Here is a 16,696-nt window from a genome sequence, read left to right as displayed (position 1 = left end):
CCGCGTTGACCTACCGCGCGGTGGACGCGGTGGCGCGCTCCCCAGCGCTTCAACTCCGGCGAGACTACGACAACTCGGGCCAGGCATCCACCATGCGCATCGGCGACATAATGATCCGAACCGATCGAGGAGAGGCAGATGCCGTTCACGCTCAGCCATGCCGCCGCCGTACTCCCGGCCATCCGGCGTACGGGTGCGGCACGCGGGCCGCTGATCGCCTCGGCGCTCGTCGCGGGCTCCTTCGCGCCGGATCTGACGTACTTCGCGGACACCGTGGTGCCGGGCGCGATGCTCTTCGGCGACGTCACCCACGGACTGCCCGGCGTGCTGACGGTGGACGTCCTGGTGACCGCCGTACTGGTCGCCGGCTGGCTGCTGTTGCGCGAACCGCTGGCGGCGCTGCTGCCCAGGGCCTGGCAGGGACAGGTGTACGCGCTCGTCCGGGGCCGCGCCCGCAACCCACGCGCCATCCGCGAACTTGCCGCGCAGGCAGGCCGGTTCTATGTCTCGGCGGTCCTCGGGGCGGCCACCCATGTCGTCTGGGACGCCTTCACCCACGCGGGCCGCTGGGGCACCCGGCTGGTCCCCGGCCTGGACCGGACGGTGGGCGGCCTGCCTGCCTCGATGTATCTGCAGTACGGCACGTCGGCGCTGGCGCTGGCGGCGATCGGGTGGTTCCTGTGGTCGGCGCTGCGCGGCGGGCGCGGCGTGCGGGCGGCGCAGGCCGGGCCCGGGGCGGGTGCGGCGGCCGGGGACATCCGGGAGGCGGACGCGGGGGACGGGGGTGCGGGGTGCGCGGCGGCCGATGCCGTGCCCGCGCTGACCGTACGGATGCGGCTGCTGCTGACCGTGCCCGTCGCGGGGTGTGTGATCGCCGGGGGCGTGTACCGCACGCTGCGGGCGCACGCCGTCTACGGGAGCTCCGCGACGTGGTTCGACCACCTCCCGCCCGCCCTGTTCGGTGCCGGCGCCGGCCTGGTCCTCGGGCTGCTGGTGTACGCGGTGGCCGTACGGCTGCTGCACCGGCGCGGCCGCGGGGCCGCCGGCGGGGCGGGCGGGGGCGGAGCTGCCCGGCCGGTGCGGCCCGGGGCGGACACCGCGGCGCACCCTGCCTCCCGGGGGTGACGGGAACGGCGCGCGACACCACGTCAGCAACGCGGGAGGCCCGCACCCCTGGGTGCGGGCCTCCCGGTCCTGGCACGGTGGTGCCGGACCGCTGCGGTCAGTGGGCCGCCGACTCCCAGTCCTTGCCGGAGCCGACCGAGACGTCCAGCGCGGCGCGCAGTTCGACCGCGGCAGCCATCTCGCGGCGGACCAGCTCCTCGACCTTCTTGCGCTCGCCGGGCGCCACCTCGACCACGATTTCGTCGTGGACCTGGAGCAGCATCCGCGACTCCAGCTCCGCCGCACGCAGCGCCGCGTCGACCTTCAGCATCGCGATCTTGACGATGTCGGCGGCGGTGCCCTGGATCGGGGCGTTCAGCGCCATCCGCTCGGCCATTTCGCGGCGCTGGCGGTTGTCGCTGTTGAGGTCGGGGAGGTAGCGGCGGCGGCCGAGAATCGTCTCGGTGTAGCCGGTGGCGCGGGCCTCCTCCACGACACGCTGGAGATAGTCGCGCACCCCGCCGAACCGCTCGAAGAAGTTGTCCATCAGCTTGCGGGCCTCATCGGGCTGGATGCCCAGCTGCTGGGACAGTCCGAACGCCGACAGGCCGTAGGCCAGGCCGTACGACATCGCCTTGATCTTGCGGCGCATCTCCGGGTCGACCTGGTCCTTGGCGACCGAGAAGACATGCGAGGCGACGGTGGTGTGCAGGTCCTCACCGGAGGCGAACGCCTCGATCAGGCCCTCGTCCTCGGAGAGGTGGGCCATCACCCGCAGCTCGATCTGGCTGTAGTCGGCCGTCAGCAGCGACTCGAAGCCCTCGCCGACGACGAAGCCACGGCGGATCGCCCGGCCCTCGTCCGTCCGCACCGGGATGTTCTGGAGGTTGGGGTCCGTGGAGGACAGGCGGCCGGTCGCCGCCACCGTCTGGTTGAAGGTGGTGTGGATCCGGCCGTCCGCGCCGATGGTCTTGATCAGGCCCTCGACCGTCGTCCGCAGCTTGGCCTGCTCACGGTGCCTGAGCATGATCACCGGGAGTTCGTTCTCGGTCTGCGCGGCCAGCCAGGCCAGGGCGTCGGCGTCGGTGGTGTAACCGGTCTTGGTCTTCTTGGTCTTGGGCAGGCCCAGCTCACCGAAGAGGACCTCCTGCAGCTGCTTGGGCGAGCCGAGGTTGAACTCATGACCGGCGGCGGCATGCGCCTCCTGCACGGCCTGCTGCACCGCACCCGCGAACTGCTGCTCGATGCGCTCCAGCCACCCGCGGTCGGCGGCGATACCGGCGCGCTCCAGCCGGGCCAGCAGTTCACTGGTCGGCAGCTCGATCTCGCTCAGCAGCCCGGCCGCGCCGACCTCCACCAGCCGTGTCTCGAACGCCGTACCGAGATCCAGGACCGTACGCGCCTGCCCCATCAGGGCGTCCGCCTCGGCCTGCTCGTCCGCGCCGAAGGCGAGCTGCCCGCTGCCGGCCGCCGCCTTGGCCAGCTCGCGGCCCAGGTATTCGATCGAGAGCGCGTCGAGCGCGAAGGAACGGCGGCCGGGCTTGACCAGATACGCGGCCAGCGCCGTGTCCATCGACACGCCGTCGATGGACCAGCCGTGCTCGCCGAAGACCCGCATCAGGCCCTTGGCGTTGTGCATCACCTTGGGCCGGGCGGCGTCCGCGCTCCAGGCCGCGAAGGCCCGCTCGTCGGCCTCGTCCAGCTGGGACGGGTCGAACCAGACGGCCGGGCCCCCGGCGGTGGCCAGCGCCACCTCGGCGACGCTGCCGCTGCCCAGGGTCCAGACGTCGACCGTCGCCACGCCCAACGGGCCCGCGCCGTGCTCGGCCAGCCACGGGGCCAGCTCGCCCGCGCCGACGACGGTGCCGTCCACCTCGGCGCCGGCGGCCGGCGCCTCCTCGGCGGCCTCCGCGGCGCCCGGGTCGACGGCGTGCAGCCGGTCCCGCAGGCCCTGGTTGCGGATCTCCAGGCCGTTGAGGAACACCGCGAGCGCCTCGCGGTCGTACGCCTCACGCACCAGCGCCTCCGGGCCGCACGGCAGCTCGACATCGCGCACCATCTCCGTCAGCACACGATTGAGCTTCACGGCATCGAGGTGGTCCCGCAGATTCTGGCCGGCCTTGCCCTTGACCTCATCGGCCCGCTCCACCAGATCCGCGAACGAACCGAACTGGTGGATCCACTTCGTGGCGGTCTTCTCCCCCACACCGGGGATGCCGGGGAGGTTGTCCGACGGGTCGCCGCGCAGCGCGGCGAAGTCCGGATACTGGGCCGGGGTCAGGCCGTACTTCTCCTCGACCTTCTCCGGGGTGAAGCGGGTCAGCTCCGAGACGCCCTTGGTGGGGTAGAGGACCGTCACGTCATCGGAGACCAGCTGGAAGGCGTCACGGTCGCCCGTCACGATCGAGACATGGAAGCCCTGCGCGCTCGCCTGGGTCGTGAGGGTGGCGATGACGTCGTCGGCCTCGAAGCCCTCGACGGCGAACCGCTTCACCTTCATCGTGTCGAGCAGCTCACCGATCAGCTCCACCTGGCCCTTGAACTCGTCGGGCGTCTTGGAGCGATTCGCCTTGTAGTCCGGGAACTCCTCGGAGCGCCAGGTCTTGCGCGAGACGTCGAACGCCACCGCGAAATGCGTGGGCGCCTCGTCGCGCAGGGTGTTCGCGAGCATCGACGCGAAGCCGTAGATCGCATTGGTCGGTTGCCCCGTGGCGGTGGTGAAATTCTCCACGGGCAGGGCGAAGAACGCCCGGTACGCCATGGAATGCCCGTCCATCAGGAGCAGGCGCGGACGGCCGCCCCCCGCCTCGGTGCCGGTCGATTCGCTCTTCTTCGCTGCCTTTGCTGCCACGCCCCCGATCCTGCCACGCCCCACTGACAATCCCCGCCGCGACGGCCGGCCCACCACCGCCCCGGCACCCGCCGGCCCGCGACACCACGCACCCGCCCCCTCACCCTCCGCACGCCCCGCCCCTGCCGAGCGGCGCCGCCGCCGTCCGCCCTCCCGGCTCCCCGCTCCCCGGTCCCGGCCACCGTCCCTACTCCCGGCCACCGTCCCTACTCCCGGCCGCCGCCCCATGACAGGATCGGATGTGTACGGCAACGATCCGCCCCGCACCCGGCGGACACGGCACAGCCCACGGCTCAAGGGAGAGCGCCATGGCAGGCAAGCCGCCCGCTTCGGACCCCATACAGGACGCGCCCGAGGTCGGCGAACCCGAGCACTCCGCCGTCGGCCTGCCGGCCATCACCCACGCCCTGCGCATCTCCCAGCAGCAGATGGGCGTGCGCCGCACCGCCCTCACCCTGCTGCGCGTCAACCAGAAGAACGGCTTCGACTGCCCCGGCTGCGCCTGGCCCGACGGCGACAAACGGCACACCGCCGAATTCTGCGAGAACGGCGCCAAGGCCGTCGCCGAGGAAGCCACCCTGCGCCGCGTCACCCCCGACTTCTTCGCCGAGCACGCCGTCGCCGACCTCGCCGAACGCAGCGGCTACTGGCTCGGCCAGCAGGGCCGCCTCACCCACCCCATGTACCTCGCCGAAGGCGCCACCCACTACACGCCGGTGAGCTGGCAGCAGGCCTTCGACATCATCGGCGAGGAACTCACCGCCCTCGCCTCCCCCGACGAAGCCGTCTTCTACACCTCCGGGCGCACCAGCAACGAAGCCGCCTTCCTCTACCAGCTCTTCGCCCGCGAGTACGGCACCAACAACCTGCCCGACTGCTCCAACATGTGCCACGAGTCGTCCGGCACCGCCCTCACCGAAACCATCGGCATCGGCAAGGGCAGCGTCCATCTCGAAGACCTCTACAAGGCCGACCTGATCATCGTCGCCGGCCAGAACCCGGGCACCAACCACCCCCGGATGCTCACCGCGCTGGAAAAGGCCAAGGCCGGCGGCGCGAAGATCATCTCGATCAATCCGCTGCCCGAAGCCGGCCTGGAGCGCTTCAAGAACCCGCAGACCCCCCGCGGCCTGGCCGGCGGCGGCACCGCGCTCACCGACCTCTTCCTGCAAGTACGCCTCGGCGGCGACCAGGCACTCTTCCGCGCCCTCAACCGCCTCCTCCTCGCATCCCCTGCCGACGACGCCCTCGACGAGCCCTTCATCCGTGAACACACCCACGGCTTCGAAGAGTTCGCACGCGCCGCGCGCGAGAGCGACGACTGGGACGAGACGCTGCGCGCCACCGGCCTGACCCGCGAGGAGATCGACAGCGCCCTCGGCATGGTCCTCGCCTCCCGCCGCACCATCGTGTGCTGGGCCATGGGCCTGACCCAGCACAAGCACTCCGTCCCCACCATCCAGGAAGTCGTCAACTTCCTCCTGCTGCGCGGCAACATCGGACGGCCCGGCGCCGGCGTCTGCCCCGTACGCGGCCACAGCAACGTCCAGGGCGACCGCACCATGGGCATCTTCGAGCGCCCCGCACCCGCCTTCCTCGACGCCCTGGAAAAGGAATTCGGCTTCGCCCCGCCCCGCGAACACGGCTACGACGTCGTCGCCGCCATCCGCGCCCTGCGCGACGGCCAGGCCAAGGTCTTCGTCGCCATGGGCGGCAATTTCGTCGCCGCCACCCCCGACACCGACGTCACCGAGGCCGCCGTACGCCGCGCCCGCCTCACCGTCCACGTCTCCACCAAGCTCAACCGCTCGCACGTCGTCACCGGCGCCCGCGCGCTCATCCTGCCGACCCTCGGCCGCACCGAACGCGACCTGCAAGGCAGCGGCGAACAGTTCGTGACCGTCGAGGACTCCATGGGCATGGTGCACGCCTCCCGCGGCCGCCTCGAACCGGCCGGCGCACAGCTGCTGTCCGAACCAGCCATCGTCGCCCGCCTCGCCCGCCGCGTCCTGGGCCAGGACAGCGCCACCCCCTGGGAAGACTTCGAGAGGGACTACGCCACGATCCGCGACCGCATCGGCCACGTCATCCCCGGCTTCGAGAACTTCAACGCCAGGGTCGCCGACCCCTCGGGCTTCGCCCTCCCGCACGCCCCCCGCGACGACCGGCGCTTCCCCACCGCCACCGGGAAGGCCAACTTCACCGCGGCACCCGTGGAGTACCCGCACCTCCCCGACGGCCGGCTGCTGCTGCAGACCCTGCGCTCCCACGACCAGTACAACACCACCATCTACGGCCTCGACGACCGCTACCGCGGCATCAAGAACGGCCGCCGCGTCGTCCTCGTCAACCCCGACGACGCCGACCGGCTCGGCCTCGCCGACGGCAGCTACACCGACCTCGTCAGCGAATGGATGGACGGCAGTGAACGCCGCGCGCCCGGCTTCCGAGTCGTCCACTACCCGACGGCCCGTGGCTGCGCCGCCGCGTACTACCCCGAGACCAACGTCCTGATCCCCCTCGACCACACCGCCGACACCAGCAACACCCCCGCCGCCAAATCCGTGGTGATCCGCCTGGAGCGCCCCCACCAGGACTGACCACGGCCCCGGGACACCGGACGAACACCCACCCCGCGCTGAGCGCCCGCTCAGCGGCCTGATAGGAACAGCCCGGACCGACGACGACCACGGGCAAGCGAACGGAGCCGTAGGACATGGGCGAGCAGAGCACCACGACATTCCCGCAGGACGTCCTCGACCAATGGGCCGGACTCGGCCTCGACCTGCCCGCCCTCTTCTCGGCCGGCGACCTCGGCCGCCGGATGAGCGTCCAGGTCACCGAGGCCGCACCCGACCGCGTCGTGGGCACCATGCCCGTCGAGGGCAACACCCAGCCCTACGGACTCCTGCACGGCGGCGCCTCCGCCGTCCTCGCCGAGACCCTCGGCTCCGTCGGCGCCATGCTGCACGGCGGCCCCACCAAACTCGCCGTCGGCGTCGACCTCAACTGCACCCACCACCGTGGTGCCCGCTCCGGCCTCGTCACCGGCGTCGCCACCCCCGTCCACCGCGGCCGCTCCACCACCACCTACGAAATCGCGATCACCGACGAAGCCGGCAAGCGCGTCTGCACCGCGCGCCTGACCTGCATGCTGCGCGACGCCCCCACCGACGCCTACCGCAGCTGAACCGCCGGCCGGCACCGCCGAGCCCGCCACCACGGCCCCGCACCCGGACACGGGAGCGGGGCCGCACCCGTTTCCGTCACGCTGCGTCACCCTCGCGCGGTACCGCGCCACCCCCACATCCCGGGCCCCCCACCGGCCCCGGACCCGGCACGCCCACCACGTCCGATAACCGGACGCCGAACCGTCACAGCGCGCCGCATCACCCCAGGGAAGTGCGAGTTCGCCCTCCGCACGACGTTCGCCCCCGCGTGTAAGGACCATAAAGGCATAACGCTCATCGCATGTCATAACAAGAGCGTCACATCCTGCACAGCGCCACTCCCGACTCGCCCGACACCGCTCTAGAGTCACCGCCAGTCACCGCGCGCCGGGCGCGCTGCGGCACGGAACCTGCATCAGCCCGTACAGCCCGGCGGCGAAACGGCCATGCGACAGCAAGGCCCCGCCAGGGGAAAGGACTGATCGTGCGTCACCGTTCCTTGCTCATACTCACCACCGCGGTCACCGCAGGCGCCCTCACGCTCTCCGCGTGCGGCTCCCGAGGCGACGACAAGAAGAACGGCGACGGCTCCAAGACGACCGTCGTCATCGGCCTCGACGCCCCGACCACCGGCGAGCTCTCCGCTCTCGGCCTGGGCATCCGCAATTCCGCCCAGCTCGCCGTCGACAACGCCAACAAAGCCGGCGAAGCCAAGGGCGTCACCTTCAAACTCGAAGCCCTCGACGACAAGGCCCTGCCCAACGTCGGCCAGCAGAACGCCACCAAACTCGCCGGCGACAAGGACGTTCTCGGCGTCGTCGGCCCCCTCAACTCCGGCGTCGCCCAATCGATGCAACAGGTATCGAAACAGAACGACCTCACCCTGATATCCCCGGCGAACACCACGCCCGATCTCACCCAGGGCAAGGACTGGAAGCAGAACAAGCGGGTACGCCAGTTCCCCACCTACTTCCGCACCGCCACCACCGATGAGGTCCAGGGCGCCTTCGACGGCCAATACGCCTGGGAAAAGATGAAGGTCAAAAAGGCCTACATCATCGACGACCAGAAGACCTACGGCGTCGGCCTCGCCACGTCCTTCAAGGACCAGTTCAGCAAGCTCGGCGGAAAAATCGCCGGCACCGAACACATCAGCCCCGACGACCGCGACTTCAAAGCCGTCGTCTCCAAGGTCAAATCCGCCAAGCCCGACATCGTCTTCTACGGTGGCGAATACCCCGCATCCGGCCCCCTGAGCCAGCAGCTCAAGGACGGCGGCGTCACGGCCCCCCTCATGGGCGGCGACGGCATGTACAGCGGCGACTACATCAAGCTCAACAAGAAGGCCCAGGGCGACTACGCATCCTCCGTCGGCAAGCCCGTCGAAGAACTCCCCTCCGCCAAGAAATTCATCGCCGACTACAAGGCCGCCGGATTCAAGGAGGCCTACGAGGCCTACGGCGGCTCCACCTACGACGCCACCTGGTCCATCATCCAGGCCGTCAAAAAGGTCGTCGACGACAACGACGGAAAGCTCCCCGACGACGCCCGCAAAAAGGTCGTCGCCGCCATGAACACCGTCACCTTCGACGGCGTCACCGGCCCCATCGCCTTCGACAAATACGGCGACACCACCAACACCATGATCACCGCCTACCAGGTCGACAAGGGCGCCTGGAAATCCCGCTTCAGCGCGGAATTCAAGAAGTTCGACAAGAGCTGACCGCCCGACGAGGAACCCACCGATGAACACGGGCCGCGCCAGGACACCACCCACCGCCCTGGCGCGGCCCGCGGCACACCGGCACCACGGAAACTCGTAACTTCCCACCCCACGGAGGCCCTGCGGTGAACGAGCTGCCGCAACAGCTGGCCAACGGACTCATCCTCGGCGCGATGTACGGACTCATCGCGATCGGCTACACGATGGTCTACGGAATTGTCCAGCTCATCAACTTCGCCCACGGCGAGATATTCATGGTGGGCGGCTTCGGAGCGCTCAGCGTCTACCTCGCCCTGCCCACCGGCACCTCACTCGCCCTCGCCCTCCCCGTCATGCTCATCGGCGGCATCGCCGTATCCGTCCTCGTCGGCGTCGCAGCGGAACGTTTCGCCTACCGCCCGCTGCGCGGCGCACCCCGGCTCGCCCCCCTCATCACCGCCATCGGCCTGTCCATCGCCCTCCAGCAAGCCGTCTGGAAGTGGTACCCCGACGGCAAACAGGCCCGCGTCTTCCCCCAGTTCAAAGGCCACTCCTTCGACATCCTGGGCGCCACCGTCCAACGCGGCGACATCTTCGTCCTCATCGCCGCCCCCGCCTGCATGATCGCCCTCGGATTCTTCGTCGCCAAAACCCGCAGCGGCCGCGCCATGCAAGCCACCGCCCAGGACCCCGACACCGCAAAGCTCATGGGCATCAACACCGACCGGATCATCGTCCTCGCCTTCGCCATCGGCGCCGCATTCGCCGGCGTCGCCGCCATCGCCTACGGCCTGCGCACCGGCGAGGTCCAATTCCGCATGGGCTTCATCATGGGCCTCAAGGCCTTCACCGCCGCCGTGCTCGGCGGCATCGGCAACATCTACGGCGCCATGCTCGGCGGTGTCGTCCTCGGCGTCGCCGAAGCCCTCGCCACCGCATACATCGAAGAAATCCCCGGCATGCAGCAATTCGGCGGCGGAGCCTGGAAGGACGTCTGGGCCTTCGTCCTCCTCATCCTCGTACTCCTCCTGAGGCCACAAGGCCTACTGGGCGAACGCGTCGCGGATCGGGCGTGATAGCGATGACCACCACCATCAACACCACCAAGAACACCCCGCGCGGCGTCCTCCCCCTCCCCGAACGCGCCGCCCGCATCACCACCGCCGCAGGCGCCCTCGCCACCGCCGTCACCACCGGCCTCGCATGGACCTGGAGCAGCGACTTCCCCGGCGACCTCACCTACTACGGATCCCCCGCCGGCCTCCAGATCATCACCCTCGTCGGCGGCATCCTCACCCTCCTCCTCGCCACCGCGGGACTCGGCCTGCGCGGCCTCCAATGGCTCACCCCCGGCGGCCGCAACGCCGCAACCCTCCTGGCCGCCCTCGCCACCTTCGCCGCGACCTGGTTCACCCTGATCGCCATCTCCGTCGAACTCGGCGGCCTCGTCAACCTCGAACCCGGCGGCTTCCTCGCCGCCCTCACCTCCCTCCTCACCCTCGCCGGCGCCCTCGCCCTCCCCCCCGACCGCACCACGGGGACACCGCCCGCCGGCCCCTGGCAGCGCTTCACCAACGCCCTCGCCGCCACCCCCGTAAGGCCCCGCACCCGCGAACTCCCCTCCTGGGCCGAGATCCTGGTCATCGCCGCCGCCTTCGCCGCGGGCCTGCTCGCCTTCACCTACGGCATCGACACCGACGACGGCGCCCCCTTCGTCGGCTACCTCCTCTTCATGGTCCTGGCCATCCCCGCGCTCAACCGCGCAGGACTCATCGCCCGGCTCACCGAACTCGCCCGCACCCACCGCGGCGTCGCCCTCGGCGCCGCCTTCGTCGCCGCGGCGTGCTTCCCCTTCACCCAGGACACCGACCAATACACGATCATCGGGGCCAACATCCTGATCTTCGCCACCGTCGCCCTGGGCCTCAACGTCGTCGTCGGCCTCGCCGGCCTCCTCGACCTCGGCTACGTCGCCTTCCTCGGCGTCGGCGCCTACGCGGCCGCCCTCGTCTCCGGCTCCGCCGAATCCGTCCTCGGGTTCCACTTCCCCTTCTGGGCGGCACTCCTCACCGGCGCCGCCGCCTCCCTCCTCTTCGGCGTCCTCATCGGCGCCCCCACCCTCCGGCTGCGTGGCGACTACCTCGCCATCGTCACCCTCGGCTTCGGCGAGATCTTCCGCATCGCCATGCTCAACCTCAACGGCACCACCGGCCCCGACATCACCAACGGCGCCATGGGAATCCCCAACATCCCCAACCTCGAGATCTTCGGCTTCAACTTCGGGGAACCCCACACCATCCTCGGCTTCCCCATCGCCACCTACGGCAACTACTACCTCCTGATGATCCTGGTGACCGCCTTCGTCGTCCTCGTCTTCCGCCGCGCCGCCGCCTCCCGCATCGGCCGCGCCTGGATCGCCATCCGCGAAGACGAGACCGCCGCCATCGCCATGGGCATCAACAGCTTCCGCCTCCGCCTCCTCGCCTTCGCCCTCGGCGCCGCCCTCGCCGGACTCGCGGGCACCGTCCACGCCCACGTCGTCACCACCGCCACCCCCGAACAATTCCAATTCGCCGGACCCCAGCCCCCCAACTCCGCCTTCCTCCTCGCCGCCGTCATCCTCGGCGGCATGGGAACCCTCAGCGGACCCCTCATCGGCGCCGCACTGCTCTTCCTCATCCCCGCCAAACTCGACTTCCTCCAGGACTACCAACTCCTCCTCTTCGGCATCGCCCTCGTCCTGCTGATGCGCTTCCGGCCCGAAGGGCTCATCCCCGACCGCCGCAAGCAACTCGAATTCCACGAGACCGGCCAGCTCGACGTGCCCGACCAGCGCCTCCCCGACGGAGACGCAGCCCTCGGCGTCACCAAGGCAAAGGCGTGACGACACCATGACCACACCCACCAAAACCGCGCACCGCGCCGACACCGGCACCATCCTCCAAGCCTCCGGCGTCACCATGCGCTTCGGCGGACTCACCGCCGTACGCGGCGTCGACCTCACCGTCGGCAGCGGCGAAATCGTCGGCCTCATCGGGCCCAACGGCGCCGGAAAGACCACCTTCTTCAACTGCCTCACCGGCCTCTACGTCCCCACCGAGGGCACCGTCAGCTACCAAGGCACCCGGCTCTCCCGCAAACCCCACCTCGTCACCCAGGCCGGCGTCGCCCGCACCTTCCAGAACATCCGCCTCTTCGCCAACATGACCGTTCTGGAGAACACCCTCGTGGGCCGCCACACCCGCACCAAAGAAGGACTCTGGTCAGCCCTCCTCCGCGGCCCCGGCTTCAAAAAAGCCGAACGCACCTCCGAGGAACGCGCCATGGAACTCCTTGAATTCACCGGCCTCGCCGCCAAACGCGACCACCTCGCCCGCAACCTCCCCTACGGCGAACAACGCAAGCTGGAAATCGCCCGCGCCCTCGCCAGCGAACCCGGCCTGCTGCTCCTCGACGAGCCCACCGCCGGCATGAACCCACAGGAGACCCGCGCCACCCAGGACCTCGTCCTCGCCATCCGCGAACAGGGCATCGCCGTCCTCGTCATCGAGCACGACATGCGCTTCATCTTCAACCTCTGCGACCGCGTCGCCGTCCTCGTCCAGGGCCAGAAACTCGTCGAAGGCACCGCGGACATCGTCCAGGCCGACGAACGCGTCATCGCCGCCTACCTCGGCACGCCCATGGACGACACCGCCGACACGGCCGCCACCGCCGACACCCCGGACACAGCCGGACCGGACGCACCACCGGACGCACCGGACGCACCGGACGCACCGGACGCACCGGACGCACCGGCCAAGGGAGACACCCCATGACCGCCCTCCTCGAGGTCGAGGACCTTCGCGTCGCCTACGGCAAGATCGAAGCCGTCAAAGGCATCTCGTTCTCCGTCGAAGCCGGCCAGGCCGTCACCCTCATCGGCACCAACGGCGCCGGCAAGACCACCACCCTGCGCACCCTCTCCGGCCTGCTCAAACCCCTCGCCGGCAGCATCACCTTCGACGGCGAACCACTGGCCGGCGTACCCGCCCACAAAATCGTCGAACGCGGACTCGCCCACTCCCCCGAAGGCCGCCGCCTCTTCCCCCGGCTCACCATCGCCGAAAACCTCCAACTCGGCGCCTTCCTCCGCAAAGACACCGCCGCCATCGGCAAGGACATCCAGCGCGTCTACGACCTCTTCCCCATCCTCGGCGAGCGCAGCAAACAAGCCTCCGGCACCCTCTCCGGCGGCGAACAACAAATGCTCGCCATGGGCCGCGCCTTGATGTCCCGCCCCAAACTCCTCATGCTCGACGAGCCCTCCATGGGCCTCTCGCCGATCATGATGCAGAAAATCATGGAGACCATCCGCGAGCTCCGCTCCCAGGGCACCACCATCCTGCTCGTCGAACAGAACGCCCAGGCCGCCCTCTCCCTCGCCGACCAAGGGCACGTGATGGAAATCGGCCGCATCGTCCTCTCCGGCGACGGCCGGACACTCCTGCACGACGAATCCGTCCGCAAGGCCTACCTCGGAGAGGACTGAACCCACCCCCGCGCACGCCGACGGCCCCGCACCGATCACCGGTACGGGGCCGCCCACACAGCTACGCGCTACTGGTCCTTCTGGTCCTTCTGCTTCTTCTCCTCGGCGTCCTCGATAACCGCCTCGGCCACCTGCTGCATCGACAGCCGGCGGTCCATCGACGTCTTCTGGATCCACCGGAACGCCGCCGGCTCCGTCAGCCCGTACTGCGTCTGGAGAATGCTCTTCGCCCGGTCCACCAGCTTGCGCGTCTCCAGCCGCAGCGTGAGGTCGGCGACCTCCCTCTCCAGCGTCCGCAGCTCCGTGAACCGGCTGACCGCCATCTCGATCGCCGGCACCACGTCCGTCTTCGAGAACGGCTTCACCAGATACGCCATCGCGCCCGCGTCCCGCGCCCGCTCCACCAGCTCACGCTGCGAGAACGCGGTCAGCATCAGCACCGGTGCGATGCTCTCCTCGGCGATCTTCTCGGCCGCCGAGATCCCGTCCAGGATCGGCATCTTCACATCGAGGATCACCAGGTCGGGGCGGTGCTCCCGGGCCAGCTCCACGGCTTTCTGCCCGTCCCCGGCCTCGCCGACGACGGTGTAGCCCTCTTCCTCCAGCATCTCTTTGAGATCGAGACGGATGAGAGCCTCGTCCTCCGCGATCACCACGCGCGTGGTCAGCGGCGGGACGTGCGACTGATCGTCATCGGCGACGGGCTGCTCGGGCTCGGGGGCGCTCACGGGACTCCTCATTACAGGCAGGTGGTGCCCCATGAGCCTACCCAGCTCCTGTAAGGTGGTCCCACAGCAGGTAGGCACTAGCCTTGGATTCCGCTGGCCCCGGTAGCCCAATTGGCAGCAGGCAATGGATTCAAAACCCATACAGTGTCGGTTCGAGTCCGACCCGGGGCACTTTTCCTTCGATTCCATGGTCACCCGAGAATCAGGGAAGTTCGCTCAATAGAGCGGAAGCTCGGCCGAACGGACGCGCGATTCCGTCACTCCAGGCCAGAGTCGACTCCATGTACGACCGCGAAACCCGCGAACGAACCCTCGCCCTCGTCGCCCAGGGCCACAGCCTCAACTCCGTGAGCATGCAGACCGGCATATCCCGGTACGCGATCCGCTCCTGGCAGACCCGGATCCAGCCGGTCTCCCGCACCACGCACTGCGTGCGGTGCGAGCCGACACCACGACCGCCGGAGGACGCCACGGCGTATGCGTACTTACTCGGCCTCTACCTCGGCGACGGTTGCCTCAGCAAGCAGCCCCGGCAGCGCGGGTACGCCCTGCGGATCGCGTGCGCCGACGCGTGGCCGGGCCTGATCGGGGTGTGCCGGGACGCGATCAAGGCCGTCCGCCCCATGAACAGCGTGTGCGTGATCCAGCGACAGGGGTGCGTGATGGTGACCAGCTACAGCCATCACTGGCCCTGTCTCTTCCCGCAGCACGGTCCGGGTAAGAAGCATGAGCGGCCGATCGTCCTCGAACCCTGGCAGCAGCAGATCGTGGACGCGCACCCCTGGGAGTTCGTCCGGGGGCTCATCCACTCCGACGGCTGCCGCATCATCAACTGGACGACGCGCACGGTCGGCGGTGAGCGCAAGCGCTACGAGTACCCGCGGTACTTCTTCACCAACACGTCCACCGACATCCTGCGCCTGTGCACCGACACCCTCGACAAGCTCGGCGTCGACTGGAAGCCGTGCCGCCAGTCGCGGGCGGGCCAGAACGTCTCCATCGCCAAGCGCGAGTCCGTGGCCCTCATGGACCGCCACATTGGGCCGAAGTACTGACGGGGGCGGCAGTCAGGACCTCGGCCCGGCATCGACGTGCGGGGGTGCGGGGCTACTTCGGGGCGTCGTCCTCGCCGATGTGGTGGACGCGGACGAGGTTGGAGGAGCCGGGGACGCCGGGCGGGGAGCCGGCGGTGATGATCACGACGTCGCCCTTCTGGCAGCGGCCGATCTTCAGGAGCTGCTCGTCGACCTGGGCGACCATCTCGTCGGTGGAGTCGACGGTCGGGCCGAGGAAGGTCTCCACGCCCCAGCTGACGTTGAGCTGGGAGCGGGTGGCCTGGTCGGGGGTGAAGGCCAGCAGCGGGATGGGCGAGCGGTAGCGGGAGAGGCGCCGGACGGTGTCGCCGGACTGTGTGAAGGCGACGAGGAATTTCGCGCCGAGGAAGTCGCCCATTTCGGCGGCCGCGCGGGCGACGGCGCCGCCCTGGGTACGGGGCTTGCTGCGTTCGGTGAGCGGCGGGAGGCCCTTGGCGAGGATGTCTTCCTCGGCGGCTTCGACGATGCGGCTCATGGTGCGGACGGTTTCGGTGGGGTATTTGCCGACGCTGGTCTCGCCGGAGAGCATCACGGCGTCGGTGCCGTCGATGACGGCGTTGGCGACGTCGGAGGCTTCGGCGCGGGTGGGGCGGGAGTTGTCGATCATCGAGTCGAGCATCTGGGTGGCGACGATGACCGGCTTGGCGTTGCGCTTGGCGAGTTTGACGGCGCGCTTCTGGACGATCGGGACGGTTTCGAGGGGCATTTCGACGCCGAGGTCGCCGCGGGCGACCATGATCCCGTCGAAGGCGGCGACGATGTCGTCGATGTTCTCGACGGCCTGGGGCTTTTCGACCTTGGCGATGACGGGGAGGAAGCGGTCTTCCTCGCGCATGATGCGGTGGACGTCTTCGATGTCGCGGCCGCTGCGGACGAAGGAGAGGGCGATGATGTCCGCGCCGGTGCGCAGGGCCCAGCGGAGGTCGTCCTGGTCCTTTTCGGAGAGGGCGGGGACGGAGACGGCGACGCCGGGGAGGTTGAGGCCCTTGTGGTCGGAGACCATGCCTCCTTCGATGACCTTGGTGTGGACGCGGGGTCCGTCGACGCCGGTGACTTCGAGGGTGACCTTGCCGTCGTCGACGAGGATGCGTTCGCCGGTGGTGACGTCGTCGGCGAGGCCGTCGTAGGTGGTTCCGCAGAGTTGGCGGTCGCCCTCCACGGAGGGTTCGACGGTGATGGTGAACTCGTCGTCGCGTTCGAGAAGTACGGGGCCTTCGCGGAATCGGCCGAGGCGGATCTTCGGGCCTTGAAGGTCGGCGAGGACGCCGACGCTGCGGCCGGTTTCCTCGGATGCCTTGCGTACCCGGTCGTATCGCGCCTCGTGATCGGCGTAGGTGCCGTGACTGAGGTTGAAGCGGGCCACGTCCATTCCGGCGTCGACGAGGGCTTTGATCTGCTCGTACGTGTCGGTGGCGGGTCCCAGTGTGCAGACGATCTTTGCTCGGCGCATACCTTCGACTCTATGACTTACCCATTGGTAGGGAACTGTGGGGAAGTGACTGCTCAACGACCGCTT

Annotated in this window: 12 protein-coding genes and 1 tRNA gene; 10 read left to right on the top strand and 3 right to left on the bottom strand. The window is 69.4% G+C overall.

Going from position 1 to position 16,696, the window contains the following annotated elements; all coding sequences use genetic code 11:
- Positions 1-138 precede the first annotated feature (138 nt).
- Positions 139-1,125, top strand: a complete 987-nt coding sequence (locus ACIRQ7_RS16705; protein ID WP_404263070.1) for a DUF4184 family protein — start codon at positions 139-141, stop codon at positions 1,123-1,125.
- Positions 1,126-1,222: 97 nt separating this feature from the next.
- On the opposite strand, the gene polA is transcribed toward ACIRQ7_RS16705, so the two are convergent.
- Positions 1,223-3,955, bottom strand: coding sequence for a DNA polymerase I (gene polA / locus ACIRQ7_RS16700; protein ID WP_404263068.1), 2,733 nt, complete (start codon positions 3,953-3,955; stop codon positions 1,223-1,225).
- A gap of 308 nt (positions 3,956-4,263) precedes the next feature.
- On the opposite strand from polA, the gene ACIRQ7_RS16695 reads away from it, so the two are divergent.
- The 7 genes from ACIRQ7_RS16695 to ACIRQ7_RS16665 all read left to right on the top strand — a co-directional run bounded on the left by ACIRQ7_RS16695 (position 4,264) and on the right by ACIRQ7_RS16665 (position 13,358).
- Positions 4,264-6,555 carry an FdhF/YdeP family oxidoreductase gene (locus ACIRQ7_RS16695; protein WP_404263067.1) on the top strand — a complete coding sequence of 764 codons (2,292 nt, stop codon included), beginning with the start codon at positions 4,264-4,266 and terminating at the stop codon, positions 6,553-6,555.
- A gap of 116 nt (positions 6,556-6,671) precedes the next feature.
- Positions 6,672-7,145, top strand: a complete 474-nt coding sequence (locus ACIRQ7_RS16690; RefSeq protein ID WP_401479067.1) for a PaaI family thioesterase — start codon at positions 6,672-6,674, stop codon at positions 7,143-7,145.
- 479 nt (positions 7,146-7,624) lie between these two features.
- Positions 7,625-8,848 (top strand): branched-chain amino acid ABC transporter substrate-binding protein, encoded by a 1,224-nt coding sequence (locus tag ACIRQ7_RS16685; protein ID WP_401479144.1) that lies wholly within the window; start codon positions 7,625-7,627, stop codon positions 8,846-8,848.
- 125 nt (positions 8,849-8,973) lie between these two features.
- The gene (locus ACIRQ7_RS16680; protein WP_401479069.1) at positions 8,974-9,903 is read left to right on the top strand and encodes a branched-chain amino acid ABC transporter permease; all 930 of its coding nucleotides are present in this window, start codon (positions 8,974-8,976) and stop codon (positions 9,901-9,903) included.
- A 5-nt stretch (positions 9,904-9,908) separates the two neighbouring features.
- The gene (locus ACIRQ7_RS16675; protein ID WP_404263065.1) at positions 9,909-11,711 is read left to right on the top strand and encodes a branched-chain amino acid ABC transporter permease; all 1,803 of its coding nucleotides are present in this window, start codon (positions 9,909-9,911) and stop codon (positions 11,709-11,711) included.
- Positions 11,712-11,718: 7 nt separating this feature from the next.
- On the top strand, positions 11,719-12,645 hold the full coding sequence (locus ACIRQ7_RS16670; protein WP_404263063.1) for an ABC transporter ATP-binding protein: 927 nt from the start codon (positions 11,719-11,721) through the stop codon (positions 12,643-12,645).
- On the top strand, positions 12,642-13,358 hold the full coding sequence (locus ACIRQ7_RS16665; protein WP_401479077.1) for an ABC transporter ATP-binding protein: 717 nt from the start codon (positions 12,642-12,644) through the stop codon (positions 13,356-13,358). Before ACIRQ7_RS16670 ends, ACIRQ7_RS16665 begins: the two co-directional genes overlap by 4 nt.
- 68 nt (positions 13,359-13,426) lie before the next feature.
- On the opposite strand, the gene ACIRQ7_RS16660 is transcribed toward ACIRQ7_RS16665, so the two are convergent.
- Positions 13,427-14,086: an ANTAR domain-containing response regulator gene (locus tag ACIRQ7_RS16660; protein WP_401479079.1), complete on the bottom strand. Its 660-nt coding sequence runs from the start codon at positions 14,084-14,086 to the stop codon at positions 13,427-13,429.
- 96 nt (positions 14,087-14,182) lie between these two features.
- Here ACIRQ7_RS16660 and ACIRQ7_RS16655 point away from each other — a divergent pair.
- Both ACIRQ7_RS16655 and ACIRQ7_RS16650 read left to right on the top strand, forming a co-directional pair.
- Positions 14,183-14,257: transfer RNA gene (locus tag ACIRQ7_RS16655), tRNA-Leu, on the top strand.
- A 110-nt stretch (positions 14,258-14,367) separates the two neighbouring features.
- Positions 14,368-15,141: a transcriptional regulator gene (locus ACIRQ7_RS16650; RefSeq protein ID WP_404263061.1), complete on the top strand. Its 774-nt coding sequence runs from the start codon at positions 14,368-14,370 to the stop codon at positions 15,139-15,141.
- A 52-nt stretch (positions 15,142-15,193) separates the two neighbouring features.
- On the opposite strand, the gene pyk is transcribed toward ACIRQ7_RS16650, so the two are convergent.
- On the bottom strand, positions 15,194-16,630 hold the full coding sequence (pyk, locus tag ACIRQ7_RS16645) for a pyruvate kinase (protein ID WP_404263059.1): 1,437 nt from the start codon (positions 16,628-16,630) through the stop codon (positions 15,194-15,196).
- Between the last annotated feature and the right edge of the window lie 66 nt (positions 16,631-16,696).

Origin of the sequence: Streptomyces sp. NPDC101393 (genome assembly GCF_044767385.1) — a bacterium.
Lineage (GTDB): Bacteria > Actinomycetota > Actinomycetes > Streptomycetales > Streptomycetaceae > Streptomyces.
Note: the sequence above shows the minus strand (reverse complement) of the source record. Positions and strands in the feature narration are given on the sequence as shown.

Coding starts and splice junctions, on each gene's coding strand:
- ACIRQ7_RS16705 (WP_404263070.1), top strand. CDS start 139: ATGCCGTTCACGCTCAGCCATGCCGCCGCCGTACTCCCGGCCATCCGG.
- ACIRQ7_RS16695 (WP_404263067.1), top strand. CDS start 4,264: ATGGCAGGCAAGCCGCCCGCTTCGGACCCCATACAGGACGCGCCCGAG.
- ACIRQ7_RS16690 (WP_401479067.1), top strand. CDS start 6,672: ATGGGCGAGCAGAGCACCACGACATTCCCGCAGGACGTCCTCGACCAA.
- ACIRQ7_RS16675 (WP_404263065.1), top strand. CDS start 9,909: ATGACCACCACCATCAACACCACCAAGAACACCCCGCGCGGCGTCCTC.
- ACIRQ7_RS16670 (WP_404263063.1), top strand. CDS start 11,719: ATGACCACACCCACCAAAACCGCGCACCGCGCCGACACCGGCACCATC.
- ACIRQ7_RS16665 (WP_401479077.1), top strand. CDS start 12,642: ATGACCGCCCTCCTCGAGGTCGAGGACCTTCGCGTCGCCTACGGCAAG.
- ACIRQ7_RS16650 (WP_404263061.1), top strand. CDS start 14,368: ATGTACGACCGCGAAACCCGCGAACGAACCCTCGCCCTCGTCGCCCAG.
- pyk (WP_404263059.1), bottom strand. CDS start 16,630: ATGCGCCGAGCAAAGATCGTCTGCACACTGGGACCCGCCACCGACACG.